This is a genomic window from Hyphomonas neptunium ATCC 15444 (assembly GCF_000013025.1).
Classification (GTDB): domain Bacteria; phylum Pseudomonadota; class Alphaproteobacteria; order Caulobacterales; family Hyphomonadaceae; genus Hyphomonas; species Hyphomonas neptunia.
In genome coordinates, this window is the sequence record NC_008358.1 from 2,264,040 (window position 1) to 2,282,447 (window position 18,408).

Below are 18,408 nucleotides of genomic sequence, written 5' to 3' on the forward strand. Positions count from 1 at the left end.
CCTCTTGAATAGCCCGAAATGGGGTTGTGACGACAGTTTCAGTCCAGCCTACTGGGCCATCAGAGCATAAAACCCTATCGTCAGCACAATGATTACACTACCCACTACCTTTGCGTGACGCCACGGAGTTATGTCGACATCGTGGGTATATTCGGCCTTGTAAATTTTCTGCGCTGGCGAAACGAGACCCACCACGAGCATGAATATTACGGACACTGAGAAAATGAGGGCCAACAAGTGAAGGAAGTGAATATCATACGGCGTTCGGAACAGGTCACGCAGGAATGCCTGGACCGGCCCCTCAAAAGCAAACACCAGCAGAAAGAACAGGACCGGGCCACCGATCAGCACCACCTTGGCAGCAAGAGCGGGAACCCGCCGCGTAAAGAACCCCAGCAGGATGACTGCCAACATGGGCCCGAAAAAGGTCGCATTTATCTTCTGCAGATAGTTATGAAGGCTGCCAGACGTGTCGATTAGCGGCGCGGCAATCATCGCCGCCAACGCCAGCACAACACTGCATACGCGCCCTGACAGAACGATACGCTCTCCGGAGGCCTCTTTGTTGAAGATAGATTTATAGATGCCCTCGCTGAACAGCGTCGCCGAACTATTGAGAACACTGTTAAACGTCGACAGGACAGCACCAACCATGACAGCAGCAAAGAACCCGACAAGCCAATCAGGCAGCACAGCCTTTACCAGCATGGGATAAGCCTGCAGATATTGATCCTTGGAGAGATCATCCTTGAATAAGTAGAATGCGATGATGCCGGGAAGGACAACTACTGCCGGACCGAGGAGCTTAAATCCCGCAGCGATTAGAACCCCTTTCTGTCCCTCCTTCAGATTTTTCGCGCCCAGCGCCCGCTGAACAATCGACTGGTTGGTGCACCAGAAGAAAATCTGGTTTACGATCATGCCTGTGAACAGAACGCTGAAGGGCAGGAAAGAGCCGGGCTCATCGCCTGTTACATCGAATTTTGGCTTTTCGGCAGTGTATACGGTTTCAAGCCCCGCCATCGGGTTGCCGTCCCCGATCATCCAGAGCGCCAGCGCGGGAATAAGCAACGCTGCGATCAGAAATCCGATACCGTTCACCGTGTCGGAGATGGCAACGGCCCTCAATCCTCCGAACACGGCATAAATTGATCCAAGCGCGCCAATTCCCCACACCAACATCCATTTGACCAAGTCTGGTGATAGACCCGTTTGTTCAGAAATGTCGAAGAGGCTGTCGATTCCGGTTGCACCAAAAAGGAGCACAACCGGCAAGATGGCGACGACATACGAGAAGAGGAAAATCAGGGTCGCTATGGTCCGGGTCTGCCCGTCATACCTCTCAGCGAGGAACTGAGGAATCGTGGCAAAGCCGCTCTTCAGGTATCGCGGCAGGAAAAAAAGTGCCATCACCACCATAGCAATTGCCGCTGTCGTTTCCCATGCCGTTACGGCAAAGGTGTGATTGAATGCATCGCCGTTAAGTCCGATGAGGTGTTCCGTCGAAAGGTTCGTCAGCATCAACGATCCCGCGATGATCCATGCTGTCAGCGATCTCCCGCCGAGGAAATAGGCGTCCGAGCTGTCCATTCTGTGCCTGCGTGTTGCCAGATACGAGATCAACGCAACAAGGGCGGTGAAGAACAGGAAGGTGGACACTGTCAGGAACATGGATTTATCGTGGCCTTGCTGTCGTTCGCGGCATAAGTTGCCGTATCTGTCCGCAACCCGATTGTTAGAACGTTTTTTTCATAATTTAAATAGTTGATTTTTCTGTTTCGTGTTTTTTATGTGACCGGCATAGTAGGTTGACAGACAGCGGAGGAATTCAAAATGCGGACTCTATTGCTTCAAACATTTGGAAAAGGTGCGTTACTCAGCCTAACATTCGTGTTGCCAGGCTGCGTTCAGCCCCCTCCTCCCGCTCCCGATTCCGTCGCCGAAAAAGAGGCCGCTGCCTCCGAGCAGCCCAACATCGTACTGATTTTTGTTGATGATATGGGCTATGCAGACATCGGCTCTTTCGGAAGCCCCATCGCCCGCACACCCAATCTCGACCGCCTGGCAATGGAGGGACAGAAGTGGACGAGCTTTTACGCGCCTGCGCCGGTATGCACTCCGAGCCGCGCCGGCCTGATGACGGGGCGGCTGGCCGTCAGATCCGGCATGGCTGGCTTGGTACAGGCCCGTCATGTGCTCTTCCCAACATCAACCGGCGGTCTCCCGCAGAGTGAAGTCACGATCGCCGAATTGCTCCAGCAGGAAGGTTATGTTTCGGCCGCATTCGGAAAATGGCATATGGGCCACCTTCCAGAATTTTTGCCTACCTCGCATGGCTTTCAATCCTATTTCGGCATCCCTTACAGTAACGATATGAATATGCCTGGCGGTGGCGAAACACCTTGGTCGATAGATCTCTTCTTTGAGCCACCTAATATTCAGAACTGGGACGTTCCCCTCATGCAGGATGAGGAAATCATCGAACGTCCCGCCGATCAGTTCACCCTCACCCAGCGTTACACGGAACGCGCAATCGAGTTCATGGAAACCAGCCACGCGGAAGGCCAACCCTTCTTCCTGTACCTAGCCCACAACATGCCGCACACGCCCCTGTTCACATCAGAGGGCTTCACCGGCGTCAGCGCAGGCGGCGCCTATGGGGATGTCATTGAAGAACTCGACTGGAGCGTTGGCGAAATAGTCGACGCTCTTAAGGACATGAAGATAGAGAAGAACACGCTCGTCATCTTCACCTCGGACAATGGCCCATGGCTGGCGATGAAAACCCATAGCGGATCAGCCGGCATGTTGCGCGATGGCAAAGGTACAACCTGGGAAGGCGGTATGCGTGTGCCCGCAATCTTCTGGTGGCCCGGACAGATTGCGCCGCGCACCGTTACCGATCTTGGGTCAGCGCTTGATCTTATGCCGACATTCGCGGCCATTTCTGGCGCCCGTCTCCCGGAAGACCGCGTGTATGACGGGTTCGATCTCAGCCCTGCCCTCTTTTCTGAGGGGAGCAGCCCGCGTGAAACACTCTACTATTACCGATTCACGGACGTTTTTGCCGTTCGCAAGGGCAAGTATAAGGCGCATTTCAGCACCTATGGCGCCTTCGGTGGCAGTGGCCGCACCGAACTGGAAACGCCTGAGCTTTATGACATTGAGGCAGACCCAAGCGAGCAGTTCAACATTGCCGCGCAACACCCGGAGATCGTCATGGAGCTGAAGGTTCTGGCTGAGAAACAAGCCGCAAGCGTCGAGCCTGTCGAAAACCAGTTGGAACGCTATCCTCCGGGCGAAAAGCGAGGCGAAGAAGGTACGCGCCCATGGACCGCGGATAGCGAGTAGTCGTCCTTCGCGAAACTGAAAAAAAAGCCCGCCCGGACTGATCAACTCCGGGCGGGCTTATATTTGATCTGAAAGCGGCGCGCCTAGTCTTCGGGCCAGAATGCGTTAGCCCGCTGCCTCAGCGTATCGGCTTGCACCGGCAGGAGTAGCCCTTGTTGGCTCAACGTTTCAACAGACCTGTTCCAGGCTGCGATAAAGTTCCCGCGGCTTCCATGGAGTTCAACCAACCGCGCCTTATCGAATAGCTCAGACCGGCCCAGCAGGTTGGGTTGGGGAAGTCCGGCTGTATGAACGCCGACCGCCACTTCAACTTCCGGAGGCCGGATTCCGCCCTTCACATTTCCCAGTTCATCCGTGACATAGGAAGGCCCCCGGCTCGTCATCTCGACCTCAATCGGTTCAAATTTAGCCGGGGCTTCGCCCGCGCGAATCCATTTGACCAAAGCGCGGATGCCCGCATCCTTCACATAGTCCCACTCAACAATGTTTCTCCCACTATCGTCCTGCGACGGAATACCGTCACGGGCCACGCTGAGCTCTTTCTGCTCTATCGTCGAGGGCGGCGTATGCGGCGCCCCGGCAACTTCCCACAATCTGAAACTGTCAGTGTCAGTCTGCCGCGCCGGATAGTGCATCACCGCTTCGGCCTGCGTATCTATGACAAGAACAGGGACATCTCCCCGGTCGGCGATCTGGCTCCAGCGCGCATTTTTTCCACCCCCAGAAAAATCGAAAAGCTCGGCGGACGAAAGCTCCTCAGGAGAGGCAAGACCGAAATGAGCGAGAAGCAGAAATCCGTCAAAGACCTGCGTATGCGGGTGCACCCCGTTGATGTAAGAGGCAAGCCGCCAGGCCGACTGCGAACCACCAACGGCGATCACGGTATCGGTCTTGAGCCCCCCCAGTGGGCCAGCCTGTTCGCTCGCCGAGCGTTCAAGCGCGCTCGATACGGCCTTGGTGTAAATATCATATGAGTAGGCGTCGCCGGGATGATCCAGCGATCCGTAACGGGCCGGATCCCATTGCTTCAGTGAAAACTGCTCTGTACCCGGTCTTCCGTAGATCCCCATCGCTTGCGCTGATACGCCCATCCACGCATAGCCGCCGAGAATTTCTTCGCCCGAAGGCCCGCCGTTCTCAAACCCAGCCGAAACATTCTGCCAGTGTGCGAGCAGGACGCCATTATAGTCCTTCGGATCGGCCGGGCGGAGCACAAAGATCCGCGTCGTAAAGGGCGCCGTATCAGCCACTTCGGTTTGCCAGCCCCCATCGAAACGCGCTTGCGCCCCCTCGACAAGCTTGAAGGAACGGGCATCCCCCGAAACCAGATATTCCTCCATAACGTAGCCAAGTGCGTCGAGGTCAAGAACCGGAGCGCGGTAGATCCACCCCTTGTCACCGCCAGTCATCGGCCCTGTCATGGCGATCTGTTCCACCGCCGGAGCTGGCGCAGGCATCTGCGTACAGGCGCTCACCCAGGACAGCGCGGCGATAACGGGGGCACAGGCCTTGAGGATTTGGCGCCGGCCGAATACGTTTTTCATGTCTCGTTCTCCGATAATCAGAATATTTTGCTCTGGGCAGGTACGCCACCCCTCCACTCACAGCCATCGAATGCAAAAAAAGGGTGCCGCCTTAGAGGCGGCACCCAGTCTCGCCGGACGCTGGGAGGAAACGCACCAGATCGGCCCTAGAAGTTGGCACCGAACCGGATACCGACGTAACGCTGATGATCGCGCGGCACATACTGGAAGGTGAAGCCGCCGAACAATCCGAGTTGCGAGATCGATGTCACATAGTGCTCGTCGAACACGTTGTTGACAAAGATTGAGGCATTGTAGCGCCCATTCTTGTCTTCAACGCCGATCGCCGCATTGACCATGGTCCGTGCTTCACCCGTGGCAATCGGGGACTGATCCAACGAAAACAGAATATCATCCTGCCAGTAACCGCTGGCCTGAATAAATCCGTCAAACGGCATCGCCGCCAGAGGTACCGTCTGGCGACCAAAGAAAGTCAGGCGCAAATCGGGCGAATAGGGCAGATCCTTACCTGCAAGGTCTTGGACACCATTGACGCAACCATCAGCCACCGTCTGGCCCGCATAGCACGGTCCGGAGGGGAATGTATCAATCGTGGCATCAATGTAAGCCAGACCCAGGCTGATATCGGTGAGATCGGTCGGCCGTGCCATCAACTCGGCCTCCACGCCCTGGGTCGAGACGTCACCAGCGTTGATCAGTACAGTGGCGATCTCACCCGGCAGCTGAGCCTGAGATTGGAAATTGTTGAACTGGGTATGGAAAGCAGCAAAGTTTGCGGCCCATCTCCCACCCGGAGAGGTAAGCTTCAGGCCAATTTCATAGGCGTCGGATTCTTCTGCATCAACTGGCTCTTCGCCTTGAATTGACGCAAAATCAATCGTCGTCGACTTACCCTTGTAACCGCGAGAATAGCTCGCATAGGCATTGGCATAGTCATTGAAAGAATGCCGTATACCGATGTTTCCGACGACTGCTGTGTCGCTAACGCCCCCCGTGAAATCAGCGAGAATTCCTTGCACACCTGTGAGCGGCAGATCGCCAGGAACAAGCACATTCGTCGGATCACGGAATGCCACCCAGTTGACCTCTTCTGTCAGAAGACGCGCGCCCCCAAACAGGGAGGTCTGATCATTGAAATAGTAGTTCGCGCTGGCAAACGCCGCATAGTAGTTGTTCTCGACGCTTCCATCGAACTGCCCGGACTGGGCGATCATGCCGCCAGGCGTCATAAGTTCCAAACGCCGCTCAAAGTGGCGCTCCAGATCGAGATGGTAGGCAAAGGCCCCGATAAGGAAATCGAAATTTCCAAGATCGGGCGATGCGAGGCGAACTTCCTGAGTGTATTGGTTCAGATTGATCGTGCCGCTGTTGAGGTCGAAAGTCAGGAGGCCACCTGGGAGCGGGTTTTCATTGGACAGGCCATCAACGTCCAGGTTGTTGGCAAAATCCCAAGACCGCCAAGCCGAAATCGAGGTCAGCGTGAAGTCGTTGTCGAAAGTATATTCCGCCTTGGCTGAAAGGCCCGCCTGCTCGGTCGTTGCATAGCTGTCGGCATTCGCGCGCAAGGCGGTATTTTCCTGCCCCGGCACCACGGGAGCCAATTGCGCCAAGTAGGCTGGATTGTTGGCCGTGCGCACCGTGACCACAGGTTCGGAGTCAGATTCCCGGTAGTCGCCGATGAGCGTCAGCGCCAGACGATCGGTAATGTCGAACTGCAATTTGCCCCGCAGACCCCAGCTATCGCTGCCGTTGGCGCGCTCACCCGTGGCAACGTTCCGGAGATGCCCGGCATAGTCGTTGGTAAAAGCGCTGACGCGAAAGCCGACCGTATCGGAAATGGGTCCCGACAGAGTCCCGCGCACAGCATAGGAGCTGTCTTCCTCTGCAAGTTCCACATCGAAGCCACCGGTCAGCGTTTCGGAGGGGCCTCTGGTCGTGACCGACACGACACCTGCCGAGGCATTCTTGCCAAACAATGTACTTTGCGGCCCACGCAGCACCTCAACGCGCTGTACATCTATCAGGTCCTGAAACCCTTGGCCCGACCGTGCCATCAAGACATCATCAATCACGATTGAGACTGAGGGTTCGACAGCTTGAGAAAAGACCGACGTGCCCAGGCCCCGGATGCTGACGGAGCTGTTTGATTCGTTGTTGCCTTTAAGAAGTGTCAGGCTTGGCGTGAGGTCCGAAAGAGCATCCATCGACCCCGTGCCGGTCGATTCCAGTAGGTCGCCAGAAACGACCGAAACAGCGACGGGAACTTCCTGAAGTGTCTGTTCGCGCCGGGTGGCTGTGACCGTCACAGTCTCCATTTTCTTCTCGGAGTCCGCCTGCGCAAAGGCCGCAGGCGCAATGCCCGTTACGCCAATCGCGCTGATAAGCGCGAGACAAGAAACACTTCTAGCGTGCAAAAATTTCATGATTTTCCTCCCATGGTGAAGCCTGTTTCCTGCAACACCTGCTGAAGACGTTCCTCTTTCGGGACACGGAGGAAGTCAAGCAATTTTTCGTTTTTTAGAAAAATGAAATTTTTCGTTCATTCAGATGTGTGATATATTCCGGCGAGACGCGTCTTCAAAAGAATATTCCAGAACTGGAAAATCCATGTTACCGAGCGTGCACCATGCCAGCTAGCAACGCAGATGAGCTCAGGCTCCAGATAAAAAGAGAATATGAGGGCTTTAGCAAACAGCTGAGGATCGTGGCCCAATATATACTCGACCACCCAAATGAAATTGGCCTGGAGACCGTTACGGTCGTCGCCGAGCGCATGGGTGTTCAGCCCTCCACGGTCGTGCGTCTCGCCAAAGTTTTGGGTTTCGATGGCGCCTCGCAACTTCAGAAACTGTTCAAGGACGAAGTCGTCAACAGCGCTGGCGCCCTCGGCTACAAAGAACGCATCCGCCGGTACAAGGCGCCGGCCAGCAACGCAAAATCCAACCACGTATCCAGCGTGCTGGACGAGGCGCTCGAATGCGGCATCCTCGGCCTGGAAGATCTGCGCCACTCGATGAACGCAAGTGAAATCGCAACTGCCGTCAAGCTCATTCAGACAGCCAGCACAATCTATGTTGCCGGTTTCCAGCGCTCCTTCCCCGTGGCTGCGTATCTCTCATACGCCCTGCAAAGACTGCGCAAGAACACGATCTTCATTGATGGTACGGGCGGCCTTTACGAGCATCAGATCAGCTTTGCCAATAAGGACGATCTGCTGATTGCGATCGGGTTCAATCCCTACTCGGATCAGATCGTGGCGACGCTGGACCAGGCCAAACGCAACAAACTCAAAATCGTGGGAATCAGCGACAGCCACGTCAGCCCCGTCGTGTCCGGCGCCCACGCACCCTTCATCGTTCACGACCCGGTGGTCCGCGGTTTCCGCACCCTCACATCATCGATGACTTTGGCGCAAGCGATCGTGCTTGCCTACGCCTTCAGCGACACAAAGGCCTGATCCAAGCTACCACTTACCGAGGGAAACGGCAAAATAGAGCCCGGCCGCCGACCGCTCCCCATTTTATTTGCGAGATCTGATTGAAATATATTTTGCACTTGAATAAGAATTAGAAAATTTTTGCAATAGGACTATTCAGTGCATGACTGACCTTCGCCGCACACTTGATGTGATTACAATCGGTCGCGCGGGCGTAGACCTCTATGGACAGCAGGTTGGTGGCAATCTGGAAGATGTTCACTCGTTCGCAAAATATCTCGGCGGATGCCCGGCCAACATCGCGGTGGGCGCCTCCCGGCTCGGGCTTCGCTCTGGAATTATCACGCGGGTCGGTAGCGATCATATGGGACGTTTCCTGCAAACCGAGTTCCAGCGAGAGGGTGTCAATACTGATGGCATTGTTACAGACAAGGAGCGGCTAACAGCGCTCGTGATTCTCGGAATTCAGGATGAAGACACTTTCCCGCTCATATTCTACCGGGAGAACTGCGCCGATATGGCTCTGTGTGAAGCCGACATCGACACCTCATTCATAGCGCAAAGCCGCAGCATCCTGATCACCGGAACTCATCTGTCGACGGAACAGACAAGGGCCACATCCCGCGCAGCCATTACAGCAGCAAAAGCAAGCAATTGCAGCATCATCCTGGATATCGACTACAGACCCGTCCTCTGGGGACTGACATCGCGGGAATTGGGTGAGGAACGCTTTGTTTCTGACGCCAAGGTCACAGCCACCCTTCAGGAATTCATCCCGGCGTGCGACCTTATCGTCGGCACCGAGGAAGAACTGCACATCCTGGGGGGGACGACTGATACCATCGCGGCGATGCACGCTATTCGCGCCCTCTCGGACGCAGTGATCGTTTGCAAACGCGGCGCGTTGGGCTGCAGCGTCTTCCCGGAAACGATCCCCCAAACTCTGGATCAGGGCATCTCTGGTCAGTCGTTCAAGGTTGAAGTGTTCAACGTTCTAGGCGCCGGCGACGCCTTCATGAGCGGCTTCCTGAGCGGCTGGCTCCACGATAAACCACTTGAGGAGTGTTGCCGCCTTGGCAACGCTTGCGGCGCGATCGTGGTCTCGCGCCACGGCTGCGCCCCGGCTATTCCGACCGCAGAAGAACTCGCCTGGTTTCTGGAGAATGGTTCACCGCATCTGGCTCTGCGCAAGGACGCGGCCCTGGAGCACATTCACTGGACCACAACCCGCAGCCCCCGCGAACGGGATCTGGCAGTCTTCGCCATTGATCACCGATCCCAGCTAGAAGCCATCTCGCGGGAAGCCGCCGCCCCGCTTGAAAAAATCTCCGAATTCAAATCTCTCGCGCTCAGCGCCCTCCAGATGATGGATGTTTCTGATGTGGATCTTGGCATCCTATTGGACGGTCGATACGGAAGCCGGGCCTTGGCTACGGCCAGCGGCCTGCCAATCTGGGTCGGCCGGGCGGTCGAACTGCCAGGCTCCCGGCCGCTTGACTTCGATAGCCAATCGACCGTCACGGGCGAGATGCTGGAATGGCCCCGGTCCCAAGTCGCTAAATGCCTGTGTTTTTATCATCCGGATGATCCTTCCGAGATCAAAAACATTCAGGAGCGCCGAATTCAGGAGGCCTTCAAGGCCAGCCGGGAAACACAACGAGAATTCCTGCTCGAAATTATTTGTTCGCAAAACGGCGCTCTGGCCGACACCACCGTCAGCTCCGCCATGCGTCGCATTTATGAGCTGGGTGTCTTTCCTGACTGGTGGAAACTCGAAGCCACCGCCAGCGCGCAAAGCTGGGTGGAGACATCTCGCGTGATCGACGAAATGGACCCGAGGTGCCGCGGAATCCTACTTCTGGGACTTGCCGCGCCCGCCGAAGACGTGGTGGCATGCTTCAAGGTTGCCGCCGCCTTCCCCCTTATTAAGGGATTTGCGGTTGGCAGAACAATATTCCAGGAGCCCGCGCGGCAATGGTTTAAGGGAGAAATCGACGATGGCGAAGCCGTTTTCGCCCTCCGCCGCAATTTCAGCCAGCTGATTGACGGTTGGCGTCAGTCCCGGCAGGCGCCCTGAGCGAGAGGACACTGACGGATGGAAACGCTTAACCTGACAATGTCCCAGGCCCTGGTGCGCTATCTGGCCGCCCAGTATATGGTGATTGACGGGGAAGAAGTTCCCTACTTCGCCGGCGTCTGGGCGATATTCGGGCATGGCAATGTCGCCGGTCTCGGTGAGGCGCTTTATACAGTGCGAGACGAACTTCCAACCTACCGCGCGCACAATGAGCAAGGCATGGCGCACGCCGCGATTGCCTATGCGAAAGCAAGCTTTCGCCGCCGCGCGATGGTCTGCACATCATCCATCGGCCCCGGCGCCACGAATTTCATCACGGCGGCCGCACTCGCGCATGTGAACCGGCTGCCGGTGCTCTTCCTGCCTGGCGATATATTTGCAAACCGGCGGCCAGACCCTGTCCTTCAACAGATCGAAGATTTCCAGGACGGCACGGTGAGCGCCAATGACTGCTTCCGGCCGGTCTCTCGCTATTTTGACAGGATCACGCGTCCCGAACAAATCCTGACGGCCCTTCCCCGTATGATGTCAGTCTTCACCGATCCGGCTAGCTGTGGTCCGGTATGCCTGTCTCTTTGCCAGGACGTGCAGGCCGAAGCGTATGACTACCCCGCCTCCTTCTTCTCCAGACGCGTCTGGTCCATACGGAAACCAAATCCCGATATGGCCGAGCTGGAGGCTCTTATCGACGCCCTGAAAGCCGCCAGGCGGCCCCTGTTTGTTGCAGGCGGCGGCGCGCTCTACAGTGGCGCCTCGCAAATCCTCAGTGAGCTGTCGGCCCGGCTCGGTATTCCAGTCGCCGAAACACAAGCGGGCCGTAGCACACTTCCCGCCTCCCATCCCCAAAACCTAGGCGCTATCGGAGTGACCGGAACAGCGCCCGCGAATGCAGCTGCCGCCGAAGCAGACCTTGTCCTCGGGATCGGAACGCGGCTGCAGGATTTCACCACAGGCTCCAGAACGCTGTTTTCCAGCCCCGGCCGCAAACTCTTCCAGTTGAATACCGCGCCTTATGACGCCTCGAAACATGGTGCTGCTCCAATTGTTTGCGACGCCGCCCGAGGCCTTACACTCTTGGCTGAAGCCCTCGAATCAACAAGCATTGCCGCAGACTGGATCACCCTAAATCAAGCGCGCAATCAAGATTGGCGCGCGGCGGTCCAATTGGCACTCACCGATATCAACCAACCAGTACCGAGCTATGCAGATGTGATCGGAGCCGTAGACAGGTCGTCAGACGATCAGAGCATAGTCGTTTGCGCCGCAGGCACATTGCCCGGAGAGCTCCACAAGCTCTGGCGAACCGACCGTATTGGCGGGTACCATATGGAGTATGGCTACTCCTGCATGGGTTATGAAATCGCTGGCGGCATGGGCGTAAAAATGGCCTGCCCTGACAGCGAAGTATACGTGATGGTGGGTGATGGCAGCTATCTCATGCTCAATTCCGAGATCGCCACTTCGGTCATGATGGGCCTTAAACTCATCATTGTACTTCTGGATTCTGAAGGTTTCTCCTGCATCAACCGGCTCCAGCGCTCGACGGGTAGCGCAGAGTTCAACAATCAGATGCGCGATACGGTTCACGACACGCTTCCGGTCATAGATTTTGCCGCCCACGCGGCGAGCCTTGGCGCAATTTCCGAACGGGTAACCAGCGTTGCCGAACTTGAAGCAGCGCTCGCCCGGGCGCGGTCAGCCCCGGCCACAACCCTCATTTCCATTGCGGTCAATCCCGACGCAACGACAGATATGGGAGGCCATTGGTGGGATGTCGCCGTCCCGGAAGTCTCGGGAAGCGCGGCTGTCCGTGAAGCCTTTGAAGCCTACCGCGCTGCCACACAAAAACAATTCGTAGACTGACAGGAGTAACTCATGCGTTTCGGAGCAAGCCCGATTGCCTGGTCAAATGACGACATGCCAGAACTCGGCGCAGACACCTCACTGGACACCTGCCTGACAGACATCCGGGAGACTGGCTATTCAGGCGCCGAACTCGGCCGGAAGTTTCCGCGCAACAGCCAAGCGCTTCTGCCGATCCTCAAACAACACCAGTTGTCCCTCGTCGGCGGCTGGTATTCCGGTCACCTGTTGACACGGTCTGCTGCTGAGGAAATCGAGGCCCTTCAGGACCACATGGCGCTTCTCAAGGCCTGCGGCTCGGAAGTGTTCATCTTTGCCGAGTGCAGCAATGCCATTCACGGCAGCATGGATCTGGGCCTATCCCAAAAGCCATACCTGAGCCCACCCCAGTGGCGGGAGTTCGGAACGCGCCTCACCGAAGTGGCCGATTACATTGCGGCGCAGGGCTTCCGGTTTGCCTATCACCATCACACAGGGACCGTGGTAGAAACCAGCACTGATCTGGAATGTTTCCTTGCTGAAACTGGCCCATCCGTAGGCCTCACACTCGACACCGGCCATGCGTTCGTTGGCGGCATTGATTGCCCGGATCTGATCCGGAAACATCCCGGCCGCATTGCCCACGTACACTGCAAGGATGTGCGCCTTGGCATCTTTGAAAACATCCGGCAGAACGACGCCAGCTTCCTGACGGGCGTGCTCGCTGGAATGTTTACCGTCCCCGGCGATGGTGACATCGACTACACGCCCATCTTCGGCGCATTGGCAGACATTCGCTACGACAACTGGATCATAATCGAGGCCGAGCAGGATCCCGCCAAGGCCGATCCCCGGACTTATGCGAGCATGGGCCTCGCCCATGTGAAAAACTGTATCGAGCGTAGTTATAACAAGGACAAAGTGGAGTCGGCTGATGCCTGATCTGCGCGTCAAAAGCGGGACACCAGCCAGCGATGGCTGCGTCCTATCTATCACCCCCGAATCGGCAGGTTGGGACCATGTGGGCTTCGCTGTTCACAGGCTCGAAGAAGGCAAGGGTTTTGAATCCGCCGCCTCATCCCGGGAAACCTGCCTGGTCATTCTGACCGGCACAGCACGCGTCTCCGTGGGAACCGAAGTCTTTGCGCACCTTGGGGAGCGCAAAACCGTCTTTGAGGGTCCGCCGGCGGCGGTCTACATTCCGGCAGGCGAACGCTATTCCGTCACCGCAGAAATGCCGCTTGAAGTCGCCGTCTGTTCGGCGCCCGGGGGCGGAAATCATCCCGCCCGCGTCATTGCACCTGGCAGCATTGAGAAGGAAATCCGCGGCAAGGCCGCTAACACCCGCTACGTGCAGGATATCCTGTCTGACCGTGATCCGGCCCACAGTCTCCTGGTCGTTGAGGTCATCACGCCGGGCGGCAACTGGTCGAGTTATCCGCCCCACAAGCATGACACCGACACACTCCCTGAAGAATCCGCGCTGGAAGAGACCTATTATCACCGGCTGAACCCGCCCCAGGGCTTTGCCGTACAGCGTGTGTATACTGACGACCGCAGTCTTGATGAGACCGTGTCGGTAGAAGATGGCGACTGCGTGATGGTTCCCGCCGGATACCACCCCGTCGGGGCGCCTTATGGCTACGATCTCTACTATCTCAACGTCATGGCGGGTGCGAAACGGAAATGGGTATTCCGCAACGATCCCGCACACGAATGGATCATCAAGAAATAGCGCGCCCGGGCCAGCGACCTGCCCGCCCTCCAAACTTCCCAGATCAATCGGCATTCAGGACCATAGCATGACGCGGACTTACAACATTGCGCTAATCGGCACGGGCTATATCGGAAAGACCCACGCTATCGCCTATCAGGGCGTCAATGTCGTTTTCCCCGAGACACCCCGGCTCGTGAGAAAGCTGGTCATAGACATCAATGAAGAAGCCGGACGCACCTTCGCCAACCAGTTCGGGTTTGAAGGCTTCTCTACCAACTGGCGGGACGCCATCACGCGCACCGATATCGACATCGTCGCGATTGCAACCCCGAACTATCTGCATGCGGAGATGGCAATTGCTGCCTTGGAGCACGGCAAGCATGTCTATTGCGAAAAGCCCCTGGCCGTCACGGTCGAAGACGCCGCCGCCATGGCTGCGGCCGCCGCCCTTTACCCTGGCCGGACGCTTGTCGGTTACAACTATCTCTGCAACCCGATTGTTCAACTCGCAAAGCAGCTCATATCCGAAGGCCGGATCGGCAAGCCCCTCTTCTTCCGCGGCGTGAATGACGAAGACTATATGGCCGATCCGCAGACGCCCCACAGCTGGCGCTGCGAACGCCACAAGGCTGGCCCAGGCACCCTGGGTGACCTCGCCACTCATCTTATCAGCATGTCCGAGTTCCTTATGGGCGAAATCACGGACGTTTCAGGTCATCTGTACACGGCACACACAACGCGTCCCTCTCCATCAGATGTCGAGGTGCAGCTACCTGTGGAGAATGACGACATCGTCTCGATGGTCGTATCCTACAAAAGCGGCGCGCGCGGCGAACTCTCCTCCAGCCGTATAGCATGGGGCCGCAAGAACCGCCTCGCCTTCGAAATTCATGGGGAGCGAGGTTCGATCCTTTTTGATCAGGAACGCCTTAACGAGCTTGAACTCTACTCATCGGGCGGCCCGGCCCATAGCAACGGTTTCCAGAAGATCCTGGCCGGCCCTGCGCATGAGCCCTACGGCGCGTTCATCAAATCGACAGGTCACCAGCTAGGCTTCAACGACCTCAAGATAATCGAAGTGCGCAACCTTCTTGTTGGCCTCGAAAGCGAAAGCCGATCCTATCCGGCATTCGAGGATGCCCTACGCGTCGAGCAGGTCATCAACAGCGTCCTCCGCTCAGCAGACGCCGGCCAATCAGTAAATATCTAACCTTTCGCCTGCGGTGCTTGAGACAGGAGCTGAGTGACACCATTCGGAGAATAGCGGCTGTCTGCGGCAGCAACACGAAGACGGCAGCCTCGCGCCAAACCCCGCCTGTTTGCGGGGTTTTGTGGTCCCCTAACGGAACTGTCTCAAAGTCTGAAAATGACTGGCTGCGGAAGGGAGTCCCCGCCACTTAATTTCCGCACAACGCTTTGTTTTTATTTATCATTATGGAGTCCTTGCGCTGCATTTTGTGCAGCAAAATGTGCAGCAATTTTTTTATCATATGTTTAGGGGCTAGGTCTGCCTGAAATCGTTTGTGTTCCAGACTCCATCAATCATGCCGCGCTTGTCTTCGGTCACGCATATCTCTGATTTACATTCCTAAGAACGAGGCCTGCCCAGGGTTGGGGGCCGCATCCCACCACAAGGACGTGGGGCCTAGGAAACATGGCATCGCCTTGTATGCGCGCACTGCTCCCAACCCAAATCCGAGACCCAATGCATTATCCGGAGGTATAGAGCAGCCCAACGTATGCATAATTTAATTCCTGAACCGCACTCCAAATGCCGCCGTTGCCAAGGCGCCCAGTAACAAAGAGATGCAGGCACGATGATCTTGGGCGTTGGCATAGCGCTTCACACCGAAGGCGGGATTGAAATCATTCGACCCACCCAGACGACGCTCATCCGGTAGTCCAAAAATAGCGAACAGGGCGTCATTGGCTACAGGCGAAGACCGCTCCCCATTGGTCCCGCATCCTCGGCCGGCGCCAATACTCCGCCACACACCGCTCGGCCTCAGATAAAGTGGATGTGCAGCAAAATGTGTAGCGAAGTGACATCAGCGCACGAAGCAAGCACAAGAATAGACAAAATACCCAATAATTTCAAGGTGTTATGTGAGAAATCTGGCGGAGAGGAAGAGCTTCTCCGCCCATATAAAAACCTCTTAATGCTCTGTTTTATTTCACTATTTTAGATTTTATGTGCAGCAGTTTGTGCAGCAAAATGTGCAGCAGTTTATAGATACTCGGTTTGTTGGGCGGACCTTACCAGTAATCGGTCGCATGAGCGGACTAGTTTTAATCGTGCCCCCTGCCCTGATCCTCGCAGAGATCTGATCCGCTGGCCGAAGAGCCTGACCGGCGATGAAATGCCGATCACTTTGATGAAGAATTCAGAACAAAGCCGCCCGTCAGGAACAAAAACTGTCGGGATTTTCGGCTCTATCGGCCCGGATAGGAGGACGGTCAAAAGCCGCGGGGTGAACCAGTCTGATGGAGCACCGCTCACGGGCAGGACAATCACGCCGTACATTACCCGCAGAGATCGGATTTCCGATTGTCCCCTCAGTATACCTCATCCGTCATGGCGCGTGATCAATGTTCGGTGGCCGAGTGTGCGATTATCGCGATCGCCAAGCTGTCGGATTTGTCAGTTTCGAGCCAGCCATGAGACAGCTTGGCGGGCTATGATCGATAGTGGCGATGGCAGTTTACGGTTTGATTGGCGACAAATGATGGCAGTTTCACCGGGCAGTACTCCACCTCCGGGCCTCTCTTCAATCTCCTCTTACCGGTTTCCAGCGCAAGACGCCCCCTCCACCACGGCGTCAAGCCCCGGCTCGCCCGGCGACATTGAACATGCGCTCCGCGGCCTATGGAAAGTCCCGGCACTCCCGCCGCCCCAGGGCTTTCAAACGGCGACAGCGCTTAATGATGCCGATAGCCTTCCTGTCCAGAAACATCACCGGCGCATCTGTTTAGGCGCCCTGATCTGCGCCGGGCTTCTATCGTCCTGCACAACCGTTGGCCCGGATTATACAGCACCTGATAGCGACAGATATGTCAGCACGGATTTTGCCAAAGCGGCGCCTTATGACGATGCCGCGCCCTTATCCGACTGGTGGACGGCGTTCGAAGACCCGGTGCTTGAAAGTCTGATCAAGCGGGGCTTCGAAGAGAACCGCACGCTCGCCGCCGCGACCGCGAACCTCCGCCTCGCACGCGCCGATCTCGGGCTGGCACAAAGGGCGCGTCTGCCGGATGACACATTGGAGGCCAGCTATCTGGAAACCCGGCAATCATCAGCCGCCTTCACGGGGATCGCTGACGACGCGCCCCCGGGTACCGAAACATTCGGCATACCGAGCCTCAGTGTCGCGGCCGGTTGGGAGGTCGATCTCTTCGGACGTGTGGACCGCCTCATCGAGGCGGCCGATGCGCGCGCTGGCGCCGCTGAGGCCGCATTGGCGGACATGCAAATTGTCATCGCCACCGATATCGCCGCAGCTTATCTTTCAGTACGCGGACTTCGGGACCAGCGGGATGTCGCCCGGCGCAATGTCGAGAACCTTCGTGAGACCTCTGACCTCGTCCGAGATCTGCGCGATGTCGGACGGGTGAGCGATCTCGAATTGGATCAGGCACACGCCGAACTGGCGCTGACCGAAGCTTTTCTGCCCGCGCTCAACGCCTCAATCACGGACGCGGAAAATCGACTCGCCGTCCTGATCGGCGCCACGCCCCAGGAGATCGGTGCCTATCTTGCCGACGACAGCCCGCTGGCTATGATCAAGGCGCCAATCGCAATCGGGGACCCTGCAGCGTTGCTGCGCCGACGCCCGGACATTGCTGAACGCGAGCGTCTTCTGGCAGCGGCGACGGCAGGCATCGGGCTCAACATCGCCGAAGCGTTCCCGCGGATCAGCCTGCTCGGAGAAGCTGGCGTGCGATCGGTGGGCATTGATGATCTCCTCTCGGAGCGTGCGCTCAATTTCGCAGCCGGTCCCCAGCTTGCCTGGTCCGTCACCGGACTGATCCGTGCGGGCGACCGCGTGCGCGCCGCGCGCGCCTCGGCCGACGCGGCTTTTGCGATGTATGAGCAGACGGTGCTGCAGGCTCTGGCCGAAACCGAAACGGCCCTGGAAAGACAGTCGCAGCTCCAGGCGCGGAGCACGCGCCTTGAGGAAGCCCACGCAGCGGCGACCTCAGCGGCGGCGCTCGCGACGTTCCGATTTGAAACCGGCACGGCGGATTTTTTGAATGTCCTCGACGCCGAGCGCGTTGAGCTCGATACGGCCAACCAGCTTGCGGCGGCGCGCAGCGAAGTCGCCCTCGCGCAGGTGGCCGTGTTTCGGGTGCTTCGCGCAGGCGCGCCATCACCGGTAGCGCCTTCAGACAGGTGAGGTATACTTGACCCCCAGCCTGCCCTCAGAAGCCTGCGAGGGCGCCG

Annotated in this window: 11 protein-coding genes; 8 read left to right on the forward strand and 3 right to left on the reverse strand. The window is 57.2% G+C overall.

All coding sequences use genetic code 11. The features are described 5' to 3' along the window. Window positions 1-48 precede the first annotated feature (48 nt). Complete coding sequence (locus HNE_RS10760; protein WP_035592197.1) at window positions 49-1,671, reverse strand: solute:sodium symporter family transporter; 1,623 nt, start codon at window positions 1,669-1,671, stop codon at window positions 49-51. 162 nt (window positions 1,672-1,833) lie between these two features. On the opposite strand from HNE_RS10760, the gene HNE_RS10765 reads away from it, so the two are divergent. Next, window positions 1,834-3,351: a sulfatase family protein gene (locus HNE_RS10765; RefSeq protein ID WP_011647172.1), complete on the forward strand. Its 1,518-nt coding sequence runs from the start codon at window positions 1,834-1,836 to the stop codon at window positions 3,349-3,351. A gap of 83 nt (window positions 3,352-3,434) precedes the next feature. On the opposite strand, the gene HNE_RS10770 is transcribed toward HNE_RS10765, so the two are convergent. Both HNE_RS10770 and HNE_RS10775 read right to left on the reverse strand, forming a co-directional pair. Then, window positions 3,435-4,952, reverse strand: coding sequence for an alpha/beta hydrolase domain-containing protein (locus HNE_RS10770; protein WP_156950315.1), 1,518 nt, complete (start codon window positions 4,950-4,952; stop codon window positions 3,435-3,437). 89 nt (window positions 4,953-5,041) lie between these two features. Further along, a complete protein-coding gene (locus HNE_RS10775; RefSeq protein WP_011647174.1) occupies window positions 5,042-7,318 on the reverse strand; it encodes a TonB-dependent receptor in 2,277 nt (758 codons plus the stop codon). A 203-nt stretch (window positions 7,319-7,521) separates the two neighbouring features. Between HNE_RS10775 and HNE_RS10780 the strand changes: the two genes are divergently transcribed. From HNE_RS10780 to HNE_RS10810, 7 genes are all read left to right on the forward strand, one after another. Next, the gene (locus HNE_RS10780) at window positions 7,522-8,352 is read left to right on the forward strand and encodes a MurR/RpiR family transcriptional regulator (protein WP_011647175.1); all 831 of its coding nucleotides are present in this window, start codon (window positions 7,522-7,524) and stop codon (window positions 8,350-8,352) included. Window positions 8,353-8,494: 142 nt separating this feature from the next. Continuing rightward, window positions 8,495-10,408: a bifunctional 5-dehydro-2-deoxygluconokinase/5-dehydro-2-deoxyphosphogluconate aldolase gene (iolC, locus tag HNE_RS10785; protein WP_011647176.1), complete on the forward strand. Its 1,914-nt coding sequence runs from the start codon at window positions 8,495-8,497 to the stop codon at window positions 10,406-10,408. Between the two features lie 18 nt (window positions 10,409-10,426). After that, complete coding sequence (gene iolD, locus HNE_RS10790; RefSeq protein ID WP_011647177.1) at window positions 10,427-12,271, forward strand: 3D-(3,5/4)-trihydroxycyclohexane-1,2-dione acylhydrolase (decyclizing); 1,845 nt, start codon at window positions 10,427-10,429, stop codon at window positions 12,269-12,271. Window positions 12,272-12,283: 12 nt separating this feature from the next. Next, window positions 12,284-13,192 carry a myo-inosose-2 dehydratase gene (gene iolE, locus HNE_RS10795; protein WP_011647178.1) on the forward strand — a complete coding sequence of 303 codons (909 nt, stop codon included), beginning with the start codon at window positions 12,284-12,286 and terminating at the stop codon, window positions 13,190-13,192. Next, a complete protein-coding gene (gene iolB / locus HNE_RS10800) occupies window positions 13,185-13,985 on the forward strand; it encodes a 5-deoxy-glucuronate isomerase (RefSeq protein WP_011647179.1) in 801 nt (266 codons plus the stop codon). The genes iolE and iolB overlap by 8 nt, the downstream gene beginning before the upstream one ends. A 67-nt stretch (window positions 13,986-14,052) precedes the next feature. Then, entirely contained in the window at window positions 14,053-15,177 is a 1,125-nt protein-coding gene (locus HNE_RS10805; RefSeq protein ID WP_011647180.1) for a Gfo/Idh/MocA family protein, read from the forward strand. A gap of 1,516 nt (window positions 15,178-16,693) precedes the next feature. Then, window positions 16,694-18,361, forward strand: a complete 1,668-nt coding sequence (locus HNE_RS10810; RefSeq protein ID WP_035592194.1) for an efflux transporter outer membrane subunit — start codon at window positions 16,694-16,696, stop codon at window positions 18,359-18,361. The last annotated feature ends 47 nt before the right edge of the window (window positions 18,362-18,408 follow it).

Coding starts and splice junctions, on each gene's coding strand:
- HNE_RS10765 (WP_011647172.1), top strand. CDS start 1,834: ATGCGGACTCTATTGCTTCAAACATTTGGAAAAGGTGCGTTACTCAGC.
- iolD (WP_011647177.1), top strand. CDS start 10,427: ATGGAAACGCTTAACCTGACAATGTCCCAGGCCCTGGTGCGCTATCTG.
- HNE_RS10810 (WP_035592194.1), top strand. CDS start 16,694: ATGGCAGTTTCACCGGGCAGTACTCCACCTCCGGGCCTCTCTTCAATC.
- iolC (WP_011647176.1), top strand. CDS start 8,495: ATGACTGACCTTCGCCGCACACTTGATGTGATTACAATCGGTCGCGCG.
- HNE_RS10775 (WP_011647174.1), bottom strand. CDS start 7,318: ATGAAATTTTTGCACGCTAGAAGTGTTTCTTGTCTCGCGCTTATCAGC.
- HNE_RS10780 (WP_011647175.1), top strand. CDS start 7,522: ATGCCAGCTAGCAACGCAGATGAGCTCAGGCTCCAGATAAAAAGAGAA.
- HNE_RS10805 (WP_011647180.1), top strand. CDS start 14,053: ATGACGCGGACTTACAACATTGCGCTAATCGGCACGGGCTATATCGGA.
- iolE (WP_011647178.1), top strand. CDS start 12,284: ATGCGTTTCGGAGCAAGCCCGATTGCCTGGTCAAATGACGACATGCCA.
- iolB (WP_011647179.1), top strand. CDS start 13,185: ATGCCTGATCTGCGCGTCAAAAGCGGGACACCAGCCAGCGATGGCTGC.
- HNE_RS10760 (WP_035592197.1), bottom strand. CDS start 1,671: ATGTTCCTGACAGTGTCCACCTTCCTGTTCTTCACCGCCCTTGTTGCG.